This is a genomic window from Rheinheimera texasensis (assembly GCF_964031785.1).
Taxonomy (GTDB): Bacteria; Pseudomonadota; Gammaproteobacteria; order Enterobacterales; family Alteromonadaceae; genus Pararheinheimera; species Pararheinheimera texasensis_A.
The window spans coordinates 1-14,838 of sequence record NZ_CAXIRE010000014.1 but is presented as its reverse complement, the minus strand read 5'-3'; the positions used below and the strand labels follow the sequence as shown (position 1 = coordinate 14,838).

The window sequence follows — 14,838 nt, the reverse complement described above, 5'->3', positions numbered from 1 at the left end:
TTATTAAATGCAAACTTACTTTTTGTCTGGTTGAGCAGCAAAAACTGATACTCTGACAACGTCCAGTGTGGCCGACGGCTTGATTGGAACCTTATTGAGTAAGAAAGGCTTATTTTTATGCCGTGGGCAAACTGGCAAATACTAATAATATGAATACAAATACAACAGTTAAACTATTGATTATTAGTTATTTGCAGTTCAGCCCATACAAAAACCGAGACCATACAGTGATGCTTACATGAGCCTATACCACGACAAAGCAAAAGAATTTGTCCATCAATATGAGTCGGTCAACGCAGAAGAAGTGCATCAGCACTGGTTAGCGTTGCTGAATAACATCAAGCCCGGTAACGCCCTTGATGTTGGTGCGGGTTCAGGCCGGGATGCACGTTTTTTGGCTGGCCTGGGTTTTGCTGTTACTGCAGTTGAACCAGCTGATGCACTGCGTGAACAGGCACAAAAACTCTCGCAACAGCTACCTATTCAATGGTTGTCGGATTTATTGCCTGGCTTGACTAAAGTACAGACTCTGCATCAACAGTTTGATTTAGTATTGCTTTCTGCAGTCTGGATGCATCTGTCGCCTGACGAACGGCATCAGGCTCTGCCAGTGTTATGTAGTTTATTAGCGCACGACGGCTTGCTGGTCCTGACACTGCGCCACGGCAGTTTTAATGACGGCCGTCTAAGTTATCCGGTAACCAGCGCTGAAATTCTCGCGCTGGTACAACAGCATCAGCTGGCACTGACATCGGTCTTTGTCAGTGATTTAGTCAGCGACGCCCTTGGCCGCAGCGATATTGCATGGCAGACTGTGGTCCTGAAAAAGGGATAAATAGGTCAGCCACGGATGAGTCTCGAGTTTTACCTGCAGAAATTTCAAGACCTGAATACACTCCGGCAAAACGGCCACAGCAAACCACATAAAGTCTGTATGTTACTGGCAGTGATGGATTTAATCAGTATCGGCGCTATCCATCAAAACAAAATTGAATTCAATGACGCCTTAAAGCACTGTTTCAGCAGCCATTTTCAGAGGTTGCGGGCAGGAAATGATGCTGACACGCCGGAAAACCCATTTTTCCATTTACGCTCAGACGGCTTCTGGCATCTGAATTATCAACCCGGTGTTGATGCCAGTACTGTCGACCGTTTCAGTAAAAGCAAAATCGCTTACACCAGCCTTGATGCTGAGCTTTTTGAATTTTTCAAAAGCAGTATTATTTGCAGTGACCTGCGTTTAGCGCTGACGATGAATCTGACACGTTTGCCGGAGCTTTATCAGCGCTGGGCGCAGAGCCTGGGTAAATCGGAAAAAACCGTCAGCAATTACCTGCAAGCAGTGCAAGGTAATCTGAGCAAAATGGCCAAAGCACATGGCCTGATCGACAGAAATCTCACAGACCTTGGCTCATTCCACCAATATCAGCGCACCACTACGCCATTGCGCGAACTGGCAGAGTTTAAAGCTCAGGATGAACGTGGCAAAAAGATGTACAGCAGCGCCTTAAAAAGTTATGGCGAGTTTTTAGCAGACTTAGGCCAGGTGGACGTCGCAGCAGATGTGGACGAAATAATGGCATCCCCAAGTTTGTCACCCACCGAAAAAACCGTGTTGATGAACACACGTTTAGGTCAGGGCCGTTTTCGTGAACACCTGCTCCAGCAATGGCAAGGTTGCGCTGTCACTGGCTATCCAATGCCGGCGATGCTAATCGCTTCGCATATCAAACCCTGGCGAGCCGCCAATAATCTGGAACGTCTGGACCCGAATAACGGCTTATTGCTGCTGGCAAATCTCGACAAAGCTTTTGACAAAGGTTTTATCAGCTTCGCTCAGAGCGGCGACATTATTTTGTCCCCACTGCTGGAGCAACCTGATGTCTTGGGTATTCGTACTAATATGCAGTTAAAACTGCGCGAAGCGCATCTGCCTTATCTCGCTTATCACCATCAACATGTGTTTGCGCAGTAGCATTTGGTCAAGGCTGACGTGATTGAAGACCCGACACTAATCTACTCACCAAATGAGGCGAATAAACCCTCTATTCACCTCACCCATTCCCCTCAGGCACTTCCCTCTTCCACCACCAGCGGTGTCCACAGTTGTTTCCAGCGTTCGGTTTTGGTGTCTGCGGCTAATAATCGTGGCTGCACTGTCACAGCCTCGGCGAACTGATTTAGCGGCTGCAGCAGTGAAGCGTTAATGGCGCCGACGCAGATCTCTGCTTCGCGATAGCAGACGGCGACGACGGTTTGGCATTGGCTGCAGGCGAGGAATTCGGCCTGGGCTGAGCCTTGTTGCAGCCGCTGTAGCGGCTGGGGGCTTTGGATGCGTAGCTGGCCTTTGGGGTCGGACAGATACTGCAGGTTACGGCTGGTGCAGAAGTCGCAATCGCAGCGGCGTGGGGCACAGGCCGCTGCGGGTTGTGACAGCTGAATTTCACAAGATACTGCTCCACAAAAGCAGCGACCACACAGGCAGGTTCCGGTGATTGTGTACATCTGAAATTCTCCTTGTTCGCCTGTCACTTAGTTACCTGCCGCTTATTCACATACCTGGCGTCTTAGCCTTTTGCACCTTGCGCCAGCTGACTCAGCACTTGTGCCGGGTTGCTGAAATCGGTGATTTCCTGCAGCACTTTGCCATTCGATACCTTTAACAATACCGGAATTTGTCGCACGTTAAAGTGTTGAAATAACACGCCATTGTGGTCAATTTGAAATGGCACCTGCATCTTGTACAGCGCGTTAAATTCGGCTAAGGCTTTGTCGTCGGTCCACAGATGATTGACGATACCGGTCCAGCGCGCTTTGGGTAATTTGGCGGCCAGCGTGTTTAATTGCTGCTGCGCCTGCTGGCACTGCGCCGACATGGCCGGGCGGGATTCTTTTAAATACCAGTCGCACCAGGTGGCGCTGATAAACAGCAGATGTTCGCCGGTTAAAAACGGTTTTAATCGCTGTTGTTGCGCTGCTGCAGTCAGCGCTTCACTGGACGCCGGTGGTAACTGCTGGCCTTGCGCTAAACGGGCGAGAAAACCATCCAGCGCCTGGTCTGACTCATGGGTACTGTAAACCTGCTCACCGGCAGTGTTCAACAGCACGGAAAATGGCGTGCCGACTAAGCCCAGCTGCACCGCCAGTTTGCCTTCGACATCGCGCCACACCGGCATAGTCAGACCGAACTTGCTGACGACTTGCTGGATGTCCTGAGGCGCTTCGTTGATATCGATATTCACCGCGACAAAATTCACCTTGTCGCCAAACTGTTGATACAGCTTCTGAAAATGCGGCATTTGCTGCATGCACGGCTGGCACCAGGTCGCCCACATCTTGATATAAACGGGTTTACTGGTATCTAAACTGCTGAGGTTACTGATTTGCTCGCCGGGAAAAGCCTGCAGCGGCACTGTGCGATAGGCCGGCACTGCGGCGCTGGCCAAGCCTGACAGCGTCAGCAGCATTAAAACGCAGAGCGCACGCCATCCGGCCGCTGTGATGTAAGTCGTTATGTGCTTCATCGAAAATCCCCTGTGTTAAAAATCCGGCTGAAAATGAAAGGCCACGGCGATGCGGTTCCAGCTGTTGATTGTGACGATTAACACGCTTAAATCAAGGATCTGTGCTTCGCTGTATTCTGCTGCTACTGCGGCATAATCTGCATCCGACACACCTTGTTGCGCTACCAAAGTCAGCGCTTCGGTCCAGCGCAAAGCGGCTTGTTCGGCCGGCGTGAACACCGCGCCTACTTCCCGCCAGGCCGGCAAAACGTCCAGCCGCTGTTGTTTTTCGCCGTCTTTACGCGCCTCATTGGCGTGCATATGCTGGCAAAAAGCACAGCCGTTTAATTGCGACGCGCGGATTTTGATTAGGTGGATAAGACTGTGCGGCAGGCCTGATGCTTCAGCCGCTTTGGCTAAGGCGACCAGATGTTGCAGCAGCGCCGGCTGCATTTTATAGACTTGGGTCCGGCTGATACGTTCTGACATAAACACCTCCAATAGTTGAGGTGCCCAGTGTATGAATACGCTAACGCCCGGCCTTGGAGATTTGCGACATTTTGCGTTTTTTATACTGGCCAGGCGTCTGGCCGGTCAGGCGACTGAAATGCAGATGCAGATGGGCCTGGTCGTAAAAGCCGGCTTGCTGCGCCACGCTGGCGAGGTCACAGGCCGGGTTTTGACTGAGGATAAAACGCGCCAGCCGCACCTTCAGCATCAGTTGCAATTGCGCCGGTGACAAACCGGTTTCGAGTTTAAAACGCCGCTCATACTGGCGCCGGCTTTTTGGCAACTGCTCATACAAATGCTGTAAATCTGCCGCCGGTTGTTGCAGCAATTGCAGGCTTTGTTGCACCAGCTGCTGGCCTGAGATGTTGTTTTCGGCCAACGCCAATAACCAGCATTCGACGGCGTTCATTTGCGCACTGGCATCGGTTTGGCCTGCTAACAGGTCCAATAACTGGTGCAGCCCCGGTACATTCGCCAGTTGCAAATCAAGCTGCGGTGCGGTTAATTCCGCCGGACTGATGCCGAGCAGCTGAAAAGCGCCGGTCGGCTGAAAACGCACACTGAATAAACGCTGGCCGGCGCGAAACTGGCTGTGGGTCAGTTTCGGGTCATACTGCAACCAGGCTTTGGGTAACTGGCCCGGTATCCATTCAAAAGTCAGATTGCTGCCACCATCCGGGTACAAGGCATGGCTTGGCACCTCGCCGCTGTCCGGTGGAATAGACAAAGACCAGTACAGCTGTACCCAGGGCTGCAATTGATGGCAGGCGGCACGCTGCGAAAAACCTGGCAACGATTGCTGTAGTTGCGGTTGTAGTAAGGTCTGGATTTGCTGGGTTGACGCGATCATCAGGTTTTGTTTGGTAGCAGTGATAAGCGCAGCTTATGCGGCATTGACCGGCGGAGCAAGCGGGGTTCATCCCCGCCGTTCTTCGCCGCTGTAGAGCCGGTAACCGTTGCGGCCCTGTTGTTTCACCTGATACATGGCGCTGTCGGCTTTTTCCAGCAGTTCGGCCAGTTCCAGGCCGTGGCGCGGGTGCAGGCTGACGCCGATGCTGGCGCCGAGTTCATAGCTGTGGCCGTCAATCTCGACCGGTTGTTGCATTTGTTTCAGCAGCTTGGCGGCGATCTCCTGCACGTACTGCTCCTGCTCGATTTGAGTTGCGATCACGACAAATTCGTCGCCACCGATGCGGGCGCAGATGTCGGTACTGCGCAGGCTGGCTTTGAGCCGGCGCGCCACTTCCTGCAGCACTAAATCACCGGTTTTATGCCCGGCGTTGTCGTTAATGGGTTTGAATTTATCGAGGTCAATATAAAACACCGCCAGCGCCTGGTGCGGCCGGTTCGCCAGCTGCAGCGCCTGACCGAATAACACATCGACATAACGCTTATTACTCAATCCGGTCAACGGGTCCTGATACGCCAGTTCCAGCGCTTTGGCCTCAGATTCGGTCAGCCGGCGACAGAACAGCATGATCACCGCCGTTAACAGCAACAAATATTGCAGTAGCGCCAGCACAGTACCAAACACAAACCCCTGCTGGCGCCAGTCCGGCAGCAGCCAGATATACAGCGGCACAATCAGGCTCCAGTGCAGCGTCAACAATAACACCACGCTGACAAAAGCCCGCCTGATCCACTGCGGCAGCCGGATGCGGCTACGATAGACGGCGCTGGCCAGCAACAGCAACGCCAGTACGTTAAAGGTGGCAAGGCCGATGTCATAAGCCACTCTGGGCAATAACAATCCGCCATAAGCCGCAATCCAGCAAAGCAATAACACCACAGCGGCGTATAACCAGCGGTCTGTCACCATCCGTCCGCTGGGTAACAGCACAGCACCAAAAAAACGAAAGGCCCCCAGCAATAGCAGCAATTTTTCCAGCGCGATAAAACCGGCATACCACAGCAAACCGCTCGCCGCGTCGGGTTCAGTCGGCAGCAATAACATCGCAAGGCGGGCACAACAGGCAGCAAGGGCGGCAAAAGCCCAAAAGGTGATCCCGGGGTTAGTGCGCGGCACCAGCCGGGCGCATAAAAACAGCAGAAACAACATGAAATACACGGTGCTGCCGACTGCATGCATGATTGGATACAGCATAAATCGCCCCTGCCTTCTGCTGATGAGACCGGATAAAACGCGATTTGATAACACTGCTGGTGGAATCAGATGTGGCTTTTCAGCGTCGGGTTTGTCAGAGAAGCCGGCCGCAGAAAAGCTTTACACAGCATGATTGGGGACAGCGAAACTTGTCAAGCGAAGTCGCGCCGGCTACAGCACATCATGAAAAAACATAATGTGCTGTATCACAGCAGATGACCCGGCAAACCAATTAAGCCTGCCGGCGTTTTTGCAAAAACAGTTTATCCAAAGTCAGAAACACCACAGGCGTAGTCAGCAAAGTGAGGATTTGGCTAAACGCCAGGCCACCCACAATCGCCACACCCAGCGGCACCCGTAGCTCTGAGCCAGTACCAAAACCAAGCAGCAGCGGCACTGCGCCTAAAATCGCCGCCAGCGTCGTCATCATGATGGGGCGGAACCGCACCAGACAGGCCTGATGAATGGCATCGCGCGCGCTTAAACCCTGCTCACGCTGCGCCTGCAGCGCAAAATCGACCATCAGAATGCCGTTTTTCTTCACGATACCAATTAGCAAAATGATGCCAATCAGCGCCATAATGGAGAAATCCAGCCCCCACAACCACAGCAAACCGATAGCACCAATCGCCGCCGACGGCAGCGTCGACAAAATCGTCAGCGGGTGGACAAAACTCTCGTACAACACACCAAGGATGATATAGACCGCCAGCAAGGCGGTTAAGATCAGCAACGGCTGACTGGCGAGCGAATCCTGAAACGCCTGCGCCGCGCCCAGGAAGGTGCCCAGCACCGCCGGAGGCATATTCAGCTCAACCCGCGCCTGTTCCAGCGCTTTAACCGCATCGCCAAGCGCCACGCCAGCTGCGAGGTTAAAGGAAATATTCGCCGCCGGCTGCATGCCGTGGTGCGCAATCACCACAGGGCCACTTTGCGCTGGCAGCACTTTGGCAAAGCTCAGCAGCGGCACCATGTCGCCGGTCAGTGGCGAGCGCAGGTAAAAATAATTCAGGCTCTCTGCGCGGCCGCGTTGCTCGGGGCTGACTTCCAGAATCACATTATATTGATTGGTTTCGGTCTGATATTCGCTGATTTGGCGCTGGCCAAAAGCGTCATACAGAGCCTGATCCAGGTCGGCTGCGGTAAAACCAAGCCGGGCCGCGGCCTGGCGGTCCAGTTCCAGCCGGATAATATTGGCGTCCCACTGCAGGTCGTTCGACAAATCGGTGAACAACGGGTTTTGTCGAAGTTTTGCCGTGAGCTGATTGGTCCAGCTGGCCAGCTCGTCGCTGTCGAGCGCTTTTAACACATATTGATACTGCGCGCGGCCCTGGTTAGCGCCGAGGTTAATGTCCTGCGAGGCACGTAAAAACACCTGTAAACCAGGGATTTGCGCAAACTGCGGCCGTAACCGGTCGATAATTTCGCTGGCGCTGGCATCGCGGTCATCCGGGTCGCTCAGCACTATCCAGATCCGGCCCGAGCCACTGGAGTTATTGCCACCGACTGCGTGGTTAAAGCCGGTGATATCCGGGTCTTTGCGTAAAATCTCTTCCAGCTGTTTATGTTTGGCGACCATGTCCTGATAAGAAATGTCCGACGCCGCCTGAGTAGAGCCAATGACAAAACCGGTGTCCTGCAGCGGGAAAAAGCCTTTGGGGATGGCGATAAAACTCAGCACACTGCCGGCCAGCGTCAAGCCAAACACAGTCAGCATCACACGCTGATGCGCTAAGGCCCAGGTCAACACGCGGTCATAACGCCGCGCCAGCCGGTCAAACAGCCCCGGATGATTCGGGTCGTGATGTGGCGCTTTATCCATAAAAATCGACGCCAGCGTCGGCGCCAATGTCAGACACACCACTACTGAAATCAGAATAGCGGCGGCAGCGGTCAGCGAAAATTCCAAAAACAACCGGCCGATAATGCCGCCCATAAACAGCAGCGGAATAAAAGCCGCGATCAGCGACACTGAAATAGAAATCACTGTAAAACCAATCTCTTGTGCGCCTTTCAGTGCCGCTTCGGTTTTACTGAGGCCAAGTTCGAGATACCGATGGATATTTTCAATCACGACTATGGCATCGTCGACAATAAAGCCAACGGCAATCACAATCGCCACCAAGGTTAAGTTATTCAGGCTAAAGCCGGCGACGTACATAAAAGCACAAGTGGCAATCAGCGACACCAACAGCACAGCCGTGACTATTAAAGTCGCCGACCACTGCTTTAAAAATGCCGCCATCACCGCAATCACCAGCACCACAGCAATCGCCAGCGTCAGCTCCACTTCGGCCAGCGATGCACGAATAGTGCGGGTACGGTCGTTAAAGACTTCAACTTTAATATCGGCCGGCAGCGCCGACACCAGCTGCGGCAACGCCGCCTGAATGGCATCGGCAGTGGCGACAATATTGGCGCCCGGCTGACGGCGGATAATCAGTGCGACACCGGATTCACCATTGGGCCAAATCTGCAAAAAGTCGTTTTCGGCGCCGGCCACCACATTCGCCACATCGCGCAGATACACCGGGTTGCCGTTGTCGTATTTCACAATCAGCTGGCCATATTCTCCAGCACTAAAGATTTGGTCGTTGACCGCCAATGTTGACACCCGGTTGGCACCAAATAACGCGCCTTTGGGCTGATTGACACTGGCTTTTTGCACCACAGCGCGGATATCTGCAAGTGTCAGATTATTCGCCGCCAGCACTTCCGGCCGCGCCTGAATGCGAATGGCCGGCTTTTGCTGGCCACCGATAAACACCTCGCCAACACCATAAATCTGACTGAGCTGGCGCGCCAGCACGGTTTCGGCCATGTCGCTGATTTGCGTGCGCGACAGGGTTTCTGACGTGACGCCAATGATTAAAATTGGGCTGTCCGACGGGTTGGCTTTGCGCCAGGTCGGCTGATTCGGCATATCCGGCAAGCGGCCGGCGGCCTGATTCAGCGCGGCCTGCACTTCCTGCGCGGCGGCGTCTATGTCTTTTTCCAGTACAAATTGCAGCGTGATATTGACCGAACCCAGCGCGCTGCTGGAGGTCATTTCGGTGATGCCGGGTACTGAACTAAGCGCAACTTCTAACGGCGTGGCGACGGCGGAGGCCATAGTTTCAGCGCTGGCGCCGGGTAACCGCGCGCTGACTTCAATGGTCGGGAATTCGGCTTCTGGTAAAGGCGCAATCGACAGGCGCGGAAAAGCCAGAATACCCATCAATACTAAGGCACAGGTCAGCAGCACTGTGCCGATCGGGTGCTGCATACACCAGGCAAAAATACTGCGGCTATTCATGCTGCATGCTCCGCCGCGGCTTGCTTGGCTTGTTTCTTCGCTTTAGCCGCTTGCGCCTGTTCGGCGGCAGTTTTAATCAGCACAGTGGCACCGGGCCGCAACCGGCTTTGGCCGTCCACGACAACTTGCTGGCCGGCACTGACGCCACTGACGACAACCACAGTCTCAGTGCTTTCCAGCACCTGCACTGGTTGCACTTTGGCTTTGTCGCCATCGACAGTCCAGACAAAAGCACCCTGCGGGCCTTGTTGCAGCGCTTTGACCGGAATGGTCAGCGCCTGCGCTAATAATTTGCTGCGAAGCGCCACCACTACAGTTTGCGCTGGCCACAGCGCCTGAGTCGGGTTAGCAAAATCAGCTTTGATCCGGATGGTGCCGCTGCCGGCGCTGACTTTGTTATCCACTACCGCCAAAGTGCCGCTCGCCAGTTTTTCGCCGCCATCCTGCACAAAAGCATCCACCGGCACCGCCTGCTGCCGCCGCACTTGCTGCATCAGTTGCTGCAATTGTGGTAAGTGCGCCTGCGGCAATGCCATTTCGATGCTGATCGGGTCAAGCTGCACCACGGAAAACAAGCCTTGTGTATCAGACGGCCGCACATAGTTGCCGGCGTCGACATTGCGAATACCAACCTGACCGCTGATAGGCGCATGAATTTGGGTGAAGGATAATTGCACCTGCTGGGCATTGATTTGCGCATCGACACTTTGCAGTTCGGCCTGCAGTTGCTGCACATTGGCTTGCTGCTGGTCTTTTTGCTGCGCCGAAATCGCCTGGCTTTGGCTTAAATTCTGGTAACGCTGTAAATCGCGTTTTGCCACATTCAGTTTGGCTTCGACCACAGCGCGCTGCGCTTTGGCCTGTGCCAGTGCGGCTTTGATCGCACGGTCGTCCAGCGTCGCTAATAATTGACCGGCTGCGACCATCTCGCCTTCGCGCACCAGCACTTGCTGCAATAAACCATCGACCTGAGGCCTAATCTCGACGCTTTGTTGTGGCTTGACCTGACCAATACCGCGCAGCCAGACCGGCACATCTTGTATGGTCACCGTAGCAACCACCACAGGGACACCCGCTTGCGGTTGTTGCTGAGCCGTCGCAGAGTTCAAGGTAGCAAGCAGCCCGAGGGTGGCCAATAAGACCAGAGATAATTGCATGAAAGTACTCCCGAAAAGTTGCGACGCGGCTGACTCTTGTCAAATAATGCCGCTATTCTGCCCAAGCAAAACGCGGGAAAGGTCGGTCGCGATCAGCAGATGCGGCCAAGTCCCGGCGAAAGGCGACTAATGCGTGGGATATTACTGAAATTAACAGGAATTACGGGCAAGTAACAGCACGGCGCATGACTGCGCCGGTCTGGAACAGCGGATGGTGGGTCAGGATTGTGTTGGACCGGGCCGGCAAGAACGAAAAATTAACCAGCCAAAGGCCAGCAACAGCAACAATTGCGCGATGATAAACGGCAGTTCAGTCTGGGTAGGAGCCAGCGGCTGCAACACCGGGATCTTCATAAAGGCCTGCACCACCGCAACAAATGCATTCAGATAAAACGTCAGTAAGCTGCTGATCAGAAAGATCGGCCGCCAGCGTCCCTGTAACCCGGCAGAGTAACGGGCATAGAGCGCAACGGCCAGTAACAACAGTGTCAGAGCGACAAACAGATGCGACGGTAATAATTTGTCGGCCGGTAATACAACACCGCTGATACTGGTGAGTAGCGTCAGCAACAAAAAGATTCTGGTCCGGGCTTCTGTCAGCCCGTTTTGTAATATCTGCAGGCTGAACAACCCGCCCCACAACAATGCGATCACACTGACCGCCACATGAAAAATTAACAGCAGATCCATCGCCAGCCCCCTGAGCTTAAGTGAAACCTGTCAGCTGCAGGCAGGACTATCCGGCCTGTGCACTACGCAGATCTGAGTCTTCAGGCTTAGCTGGTTTCGCTGGAAATAACAAGGCGCAGTGACTCTGGCCGTGTCCGAGCCGTAATTGCCGCCTGCGCCGCTTGCCCTTACACTGTTGGTCTCACGTTGATTTCAGGAACTCATTGTGCTCCGAATGCCCCGCCCGGCAATGCTGCTGTGTTATCTGTTGCTGTTATTGCTGACCGCAGCAGCCTGCCAGCATTGGATTTATCAGGATTTGCGCGCCCAGGCGGTCAGTCAGAGCAATAATCTGGCGGCATTTTTGCGCTACAGCATTGGCCGCCACGCCACATTACCGGCAACACTCGGCCAAAGCCCATTGCTGCAGCAGTGGCTGGCACAGTCTGATATCGCAGCGCTGAATCAATATCTGGCTGAACTGCAACAAAGCGCCGGGGTGGCGGATCTGTATCTGGTCGGCAATGATGGCTTGGTGCTGGCGAGCAGCAACAGTCAGGACACCACTTCTTATGTTGGCCGTGATTTTGGCTTTCGGCCTTATGTACAGGCGGCGCTCGCCGGCAACAGCGGGTTTTATTATGCGCTGGGTCATACCAGCGGCATGCGCGGCGTGTATTACAGCGCACCACTGCGCCAAGAAGCGACGGATCCGGCCAGCCCGGTACGCGCTGTGCTGGTGGCAAAAGTCGACTTAGAACCACTGGAACTGCAGCAACAACAAATCGCCGGCCTCAAAGGCAGCCACTTTATTGTCACAGGCCAGAGCAATGAAATTTTCCTCTCCGATGTGCCAGCCTGGCGTCTGACCAAACTCGATGACGCACCACTGAGCAGCACAGAACAGCCACGTTATCTGACCAAAGCCATCACACCGCTCGGCCAGACCGAACGCCGGGCGCTGCTGACGCCCTGGCAGCAACTGTGGCAAATGCCACTTGGCGCCAACCGGCAGAATTATCTGGCGCAGTCGCAACAACTCAGCGAATTCGGCTGGCAATTAACGGTGCTGACACCGGCCACAGACGCTTATCAGCAACTCAGTGCCGCCCTGCTTTTGACTTCCCTGTTGTTTGTGATTTTGCTGCTCGGCTGGCGTCTGCAACGCGAGCGGCAAAAACGCACGGCGCAGCTGGAATTACATGCCAGACAACTGGAACAACGTGTGATTGCCCGCACTGCTGACCTGGCCGCCAGCAATCAGCAACTGGTGGCGCAAATTCAGCAGCGTGAACAAACCGAAACCGCGCTGGCGCACACTGAACAGGAATTGGTGCAGGCGGCGAAACTCGCCACCATCGGCAGTTTGTCAGCGTCGCTGAACCACGAGCTGAATCAGCCGCTGACGGCGCTGTCGAGCTACAGCCAGACCACCGCCAAAATGCTCGATAAAGCCATGTACAGCGAGGCCAAACAAAACCTGCAGGCGATGCAGCAACTGATTGCCAGGCTTGGCAATATCGTCGCGCAGTTTAAAGATTTCAGCCGCAAAAGCGCCGGTAAAAACCAGCCGGTCGATGTGAACAAACTGGTGCTGGACGCGGTCGGGTTGGTGCATCATCAGTGTCAGCGCCAGGGTGTGAAAGTGCGGCTGCAGCTACCGGACCTGGCACCGCAGGTGCTGGGCGACCCTATCCAGCTCGAGCAAGTGTTGGTTAATCTGCTGACCAATGCGCTACAGGCGATGCAACAACAAAGCGACGCCGCAATGGCGGTCGCGGTCAAGACCGCGGCCGGACAGGTGCAAATTCTGTTAAAAGATCAGGGCCCTGGCATTGAACCGCATCATCTGGAACGGATTTTTGAAGCCTTTTTCACCACCAAACAACGCGACGGCTTAGGGCTTGGCCTGTCGATTTCGCAGCGTATTATCCAGTCCTTTGCCGGCAAACTGGAAGTGCGCAATCACCCGCAAGGCGGCGCTGAGTTGTGTGTCACCTTGCCGCTGTTACCGATGGAAACCTGCTAATGCCGCACCCTGCTACTCACTTTGCCACTGAAGCTATGCCGCAAATTCTGTTTATCGATGATGAAGCGGAGATCCGCACCGTCGTCGAGCAGCTGTTTCGCCTCGAGGGGCTGCAGTGCAGTACCACGGCCAACCCGGGTGCGCTGTTAAAACAATTAACGGCGGATTTTGCCGGAATCGTCATTACCGACATCCATATGCCGGCGATGCACGGGCTGGATTTGCTGCAGGCCATTCACGCCATCGATGCCGAAATTCCGGTGGTGGTACTGACCGGTTATGGTGCTGTGTCGCTCGCGGTCAAAGCGCTACAGCAAGGCGCTTATGACTTTCTAGAAAAACCATTTGATAACAGCCATTTACTGGAAGTAGCGCAGCGTGCTTTAGAAAAACGTGCGCTGGTGCTGGAAAACCGCGCCTTAAAAGCTTCGGTCGCCCGCGCGCAGCAACCCGGCATGCGTATTTTGGGTCAAAGCCCGGCGATGGTGCAGCTGCGCAGTGTGCTCGATGCCGTGCTGGACGCGCCGGCCGACGTGCTGATTTTTGGTGAAACCGGCTGTGGCAAAGAGCTGGTCGCGCGGTATTTGCATGAACAAAGCAGCCGGCGCGAGCATAATTTTGTCGCCATCAACTGCGGTGCTATTCCGGAGCAATTAATCGAAAGCGAACTGTTTGGTACCGACGCCGGCGCTTATACCGGCGCCGAGAAAAAACGCGCCGGCAAATTTGAATTCGCTAACGGCGGCACCTTGTTTCTCGATGAAATCGAAAGCACGCCGCTGTCACTGCAGGTGAAGTTATTACGCGTACTGGAAGAGCGTCGTGTTACCCGGCTTGGCTCCAATCAGCCGGTGGCGCTGGACCTGCGTATTATCGCCGCCACCAAAACCAACTTAAAACAGCTGGCCGCCAGCGGCGCTTTTCGTGCCGATTTGTATTACCGCTTAAGCCTGGTTGAAGTCCGCCTGCCGCCATTACGCGACCGGCGCGACGACCTGATGTTGCTATTCAGTCATTTTGCTTTGGTCGCTGCCGCGCGTTTCCACAAAGAATATCAACCACTGACACCTGCCCAAGTGCAGCAACTACAACAACACGACTGGCCCGGCAACGTACGCGAACTGCGTAATATGGCTGAACGTTATGTGCTGCTTGGCCCCGCCGTCTGTTTTGGTAAAACCGACGCGCCGAGCGATGGCATCAGCAGCCTGATGTCGCTACAACAACGGGTCGAAGCTTACGAAAAAAGTCTGATCGAAGAGGCGCTGAATCAGCACCACGGTTCGATCAAAGACGTGATGCAGGAACTCGGTCTCGCCCGCAAAACCTTATACGACAAAATGGCTAAGTATCAGCTGACCCGGCGGGATTTTTTGGAGTGATTTTTATGCAGGTTCTGCTGGCCTCTGCTGGCTCTTGCTGGCTCTTGCTGGCTTTTGCTGAATCATTTTTACCTTGGCCGCTAGTCCGTCTAGCAAAGAGTTCACCTAACGGTGAGTCACTTTCTTTTGTTTCAGCAAAAGAAAGTAACCAAAGAAAAACCGACGGTAAGGTTCACACTCATAGGTGAC

12 protein-coding genes are annotated in these 14,838 nt (G+C 54.3%); 4 read left to right on the top strand and 8 right to left on the bottom strand.

The genetic code is table 11. The features are described 5' to 3' along the window. The first annotated feature begins 238 nt into the window (after window positions 1–238). Window positions 239–835, top strand: coding sequence for a methyltransferase domain-containing protein (locus ABNT34_RS03785; protein ID WP_348728950.1), 597 nt, complete (start codon window positions 239–241; stop codon window positions 833–835). Between the two features lie 15 nt (window positions 836–850). Next, on the top strand, window positions 851–1,975 hold the full coding sequence (locus ABNT34_RS03780) for an HNH endonuclease (protein WP_348728948.1): 1,125 nt from the start codon (window positions 851–853) through the stop codon (window positions 1,973–1,975). A 92-nt stretch (window positions 1,976–2,067) separates the two neighbouring features. Here ABNT34_RS03780 and ABNT34_RS03775 read toward each other — a convergent pair whose 3' ends face one another. The 8 genes from ABNT34_RS03775 to ABNT34_RS03740 all read right to left on the bottom strand — a co-directional run bounded on the left by ABNT34_RS03775 (window position 2,068) and on the right by ABNT34_RS03740 (window position 11,259). Continuing rightward, entirely contained in the window at window positions 2,068–2,505 is a 438-nt protein-coding gene (locus ABNT34_RS03775; protein WP_348728946.1) for a hypothetical protein, read from the bottom strand. Window positions 2,506–2,567: 62 nt separating this feature from the next. Further along, window positions 2,568–3,524 carry a TlpA disulfide reductase family protein gene (locus ABNT34_RS03770; RefSeq protein ID WP_348728944.1) on the bottom strand — a complete coding sequence of 319 codons (957 nt, stop codon included), beginning with the start codon at window positions 3,522–3,524 and terminating at the stop codon, window positions 2,568–2,570. Window positions 3,525–3,539: 15 nt separating this feature from the next. Then, entirely contained in the window at window positions 3,540–3,992 is a 453-nt protein-coding gene (locus tag ABNT34_RS03765) for a carboxymuconolactone decarboxylase family protein (RefSeq protein ID WP_348728942.1), read from the bottom strand. A 40-nt stretch (window positions 3,993–4,032) separates the two neighbouring features. Further along, window positions 4,033–4,863, bottom strand: a complete 831-nt coding sequence (locus tag ABNT34_RS03760; RefSeq protein ID WP_348728940.1) for a helix-turn-helix domain-containing protein — start codon at window positions 4,861–4,863, stop codon at window positions 4,033–4,035. Window positions 4,864–4,929: 66 nt separating this feature from the next. Continuing rightward, the gene (locus ABNT34_RS03755; RefSeq protein WP_348728938.1) at window positions 4,930–6,117 is read right to left on the bottom strand and encodes a GGDEF domain-containing protein; all 1,188 of its coding nucleotides are present in this window, start codon (window positions 6,115–6,117) and stop codon (window positions 4,930–4,932) included. A gap of 232 nt (window positions 6,118–6,349) precedes the next feature. Further along, window positions 6,350–9,412 carry an efflux RND transporter permease subunit gene (locus tag ABNT34_RS03750; RefSeq protein WP_348728936.1) on the bottom strand — a complete coding sequence of 1,021 codons (3,063 nt, stop codon included), beginning with the start codon at window positions 9,410–9,412 and terminating at the stop codon, window positions 6,350–6,352. Continuing rightward, window positions 9,409–10,569 carry an efflux RND transporter periplasmic adaptor subunit gene (locus ABNT34_RS03745; RefSeq protein WP_348728934.1) on the bottom strand — a complete coding sequence of 387 codons (1,161 nt, stop codon included), beginning with the start codon at window positions 10,567–10,569 and terminating at the stop codon, window positions 9,409–9,411. The genes ABNT34_RS03750 and ABNT34_RS03745 overlap by 4 nt, the downstream gene beginning before the upstream one ends. Before the next feature lie 219 nt (window positions 10,570–10,788). Next, complete coding sequence (locus ABNT34_RS03740) at window positions 10,789–11,259, bottom strand: hypothetical protein (protein WP_348728932.1); 471 nt, start codon at window positions 11,257–11,259, stop codon at window positions 10,789–10,791. 214 nt (window positions 11,260–11,473) lie between these two features. Here ABNT34_RS03740 and ABNT34_RS03735 point away from each other — a divergent pair, with 214 nt between their 5' ends. Next, a complete protein-coding gene (locus tag ABNT34_RS03735; protein WP_348729212.1) occupies window positions 11,474–13,267 on the top strand; it encodes an ATP-binding protein in 1,794 nt (597 codons plus the stop codon). Next, on the top strand, window positions 13,267–14,649 hold the full coding sequence (locus ABNT34_RS03730) for a sigma-54 dependent transcriptional regulator (RefSeq protein ID WP_348728930.1): 1,383 nt from the start codon (window positions 13,267–13,269) through the stop codon (window positions 14,647–14,649). The genes ABNT34_RS03735 and ABNT34_RS03730 overlap by 1 nt, the downstream gene beginning before the upstream one ends. Window positions 14,650–14,838 lie beyond the last annotated feature (189 nt).

Excerpts from the sequence above, each read along its gene's own strand:
- ABNT34_RS03785 (WP_348728950.1), top strand. The coding sequence starts at position 239 with ATGAGCCTATACCACGACAAAGCAAAAGAATTTGTCCATCAATATGAG.
- ABNT34_RS03780 (WP_348728948.1), top strand. The coding sequence starts at position 851 with ATGAGTCTCGAGTTTTACCTGCAGAAATTTCAAGACCTGAATACACTC.
- ABNT34_RS03775 (WP_348728946.1), bottom strand. The coding sequence starts at position 2,505 with ATGTACACAATCACCGGAACCTGCCTGTGTGGTCGCTGCTTTTGTGGA.
- ABNT34_RS03770 (WP_348728944.1), bottom strand. The coding sequence starts at position 3,524 with ATGAAGCACATAACGACTTACATCACAGCGGCCGGATGGCGTGCGCTC.
- ABNT34_RS03765 (WP_348728942.1), bottom strand. The coding sequence starts at position 3,992 with ATGTCAGAACGTATCAGCCGGACCCAAGTCTATAAAATGCAGCCGGCG.
- ABNT34_RS03760 (WP_348728940.1), bottom strand. The coding sequence starts at position 4,863 with ATGATCGCGTCAACCCAGCAAATCCAGACCTTACTACAACCGCAACTA.
- ABNT34_RS03755 (WP_348728938.1), bottom strand. The coding sequence starts at position 6,117 with ATGCTGTATCCAATCATGCATGCAGTCGGCAGCACCGTGTATTTCATG.
- ABNT34_RS03750 (WP_348728936.1), bottom strand. The coding sequence starts at position 9,412 with ATGAATAGCCGCAGTATTTTTGCCTGGTGTATGCAGCACCCGATCGGC.
- ABNT34_RS03745 (WP_348728934.1), bottom strand. The coding sequence starts at position 10,569 with ATGCAATTATCTCTGGTCTTATTGGCCACCCTCGGGCTGCTTGCTACC.
- ABNT34_RS03740 (WP_348728932.1), bottom strand. The coding sequence starts at position 11,259 with ATGGATCTGCTGTTAATTTTTCATGTGGCGGTCAGTGTGATCGCATTG.
- ABNT34_RS03735 (WP_348729212.1), top strand. The coding sequence starts at position 11,474 with ATGCCCCGCCCGGCAATGCTGCTGTGTTATCTGTTGCTGTTATTGCTG.
- ABNT34_RS03730 (WP_348728930.1), top strand. The coding sequence starts at position 13,267 with ATGCCGCACCCTGCTACTCACTTTGCCACTGAAGCTATGCCGCAAATT.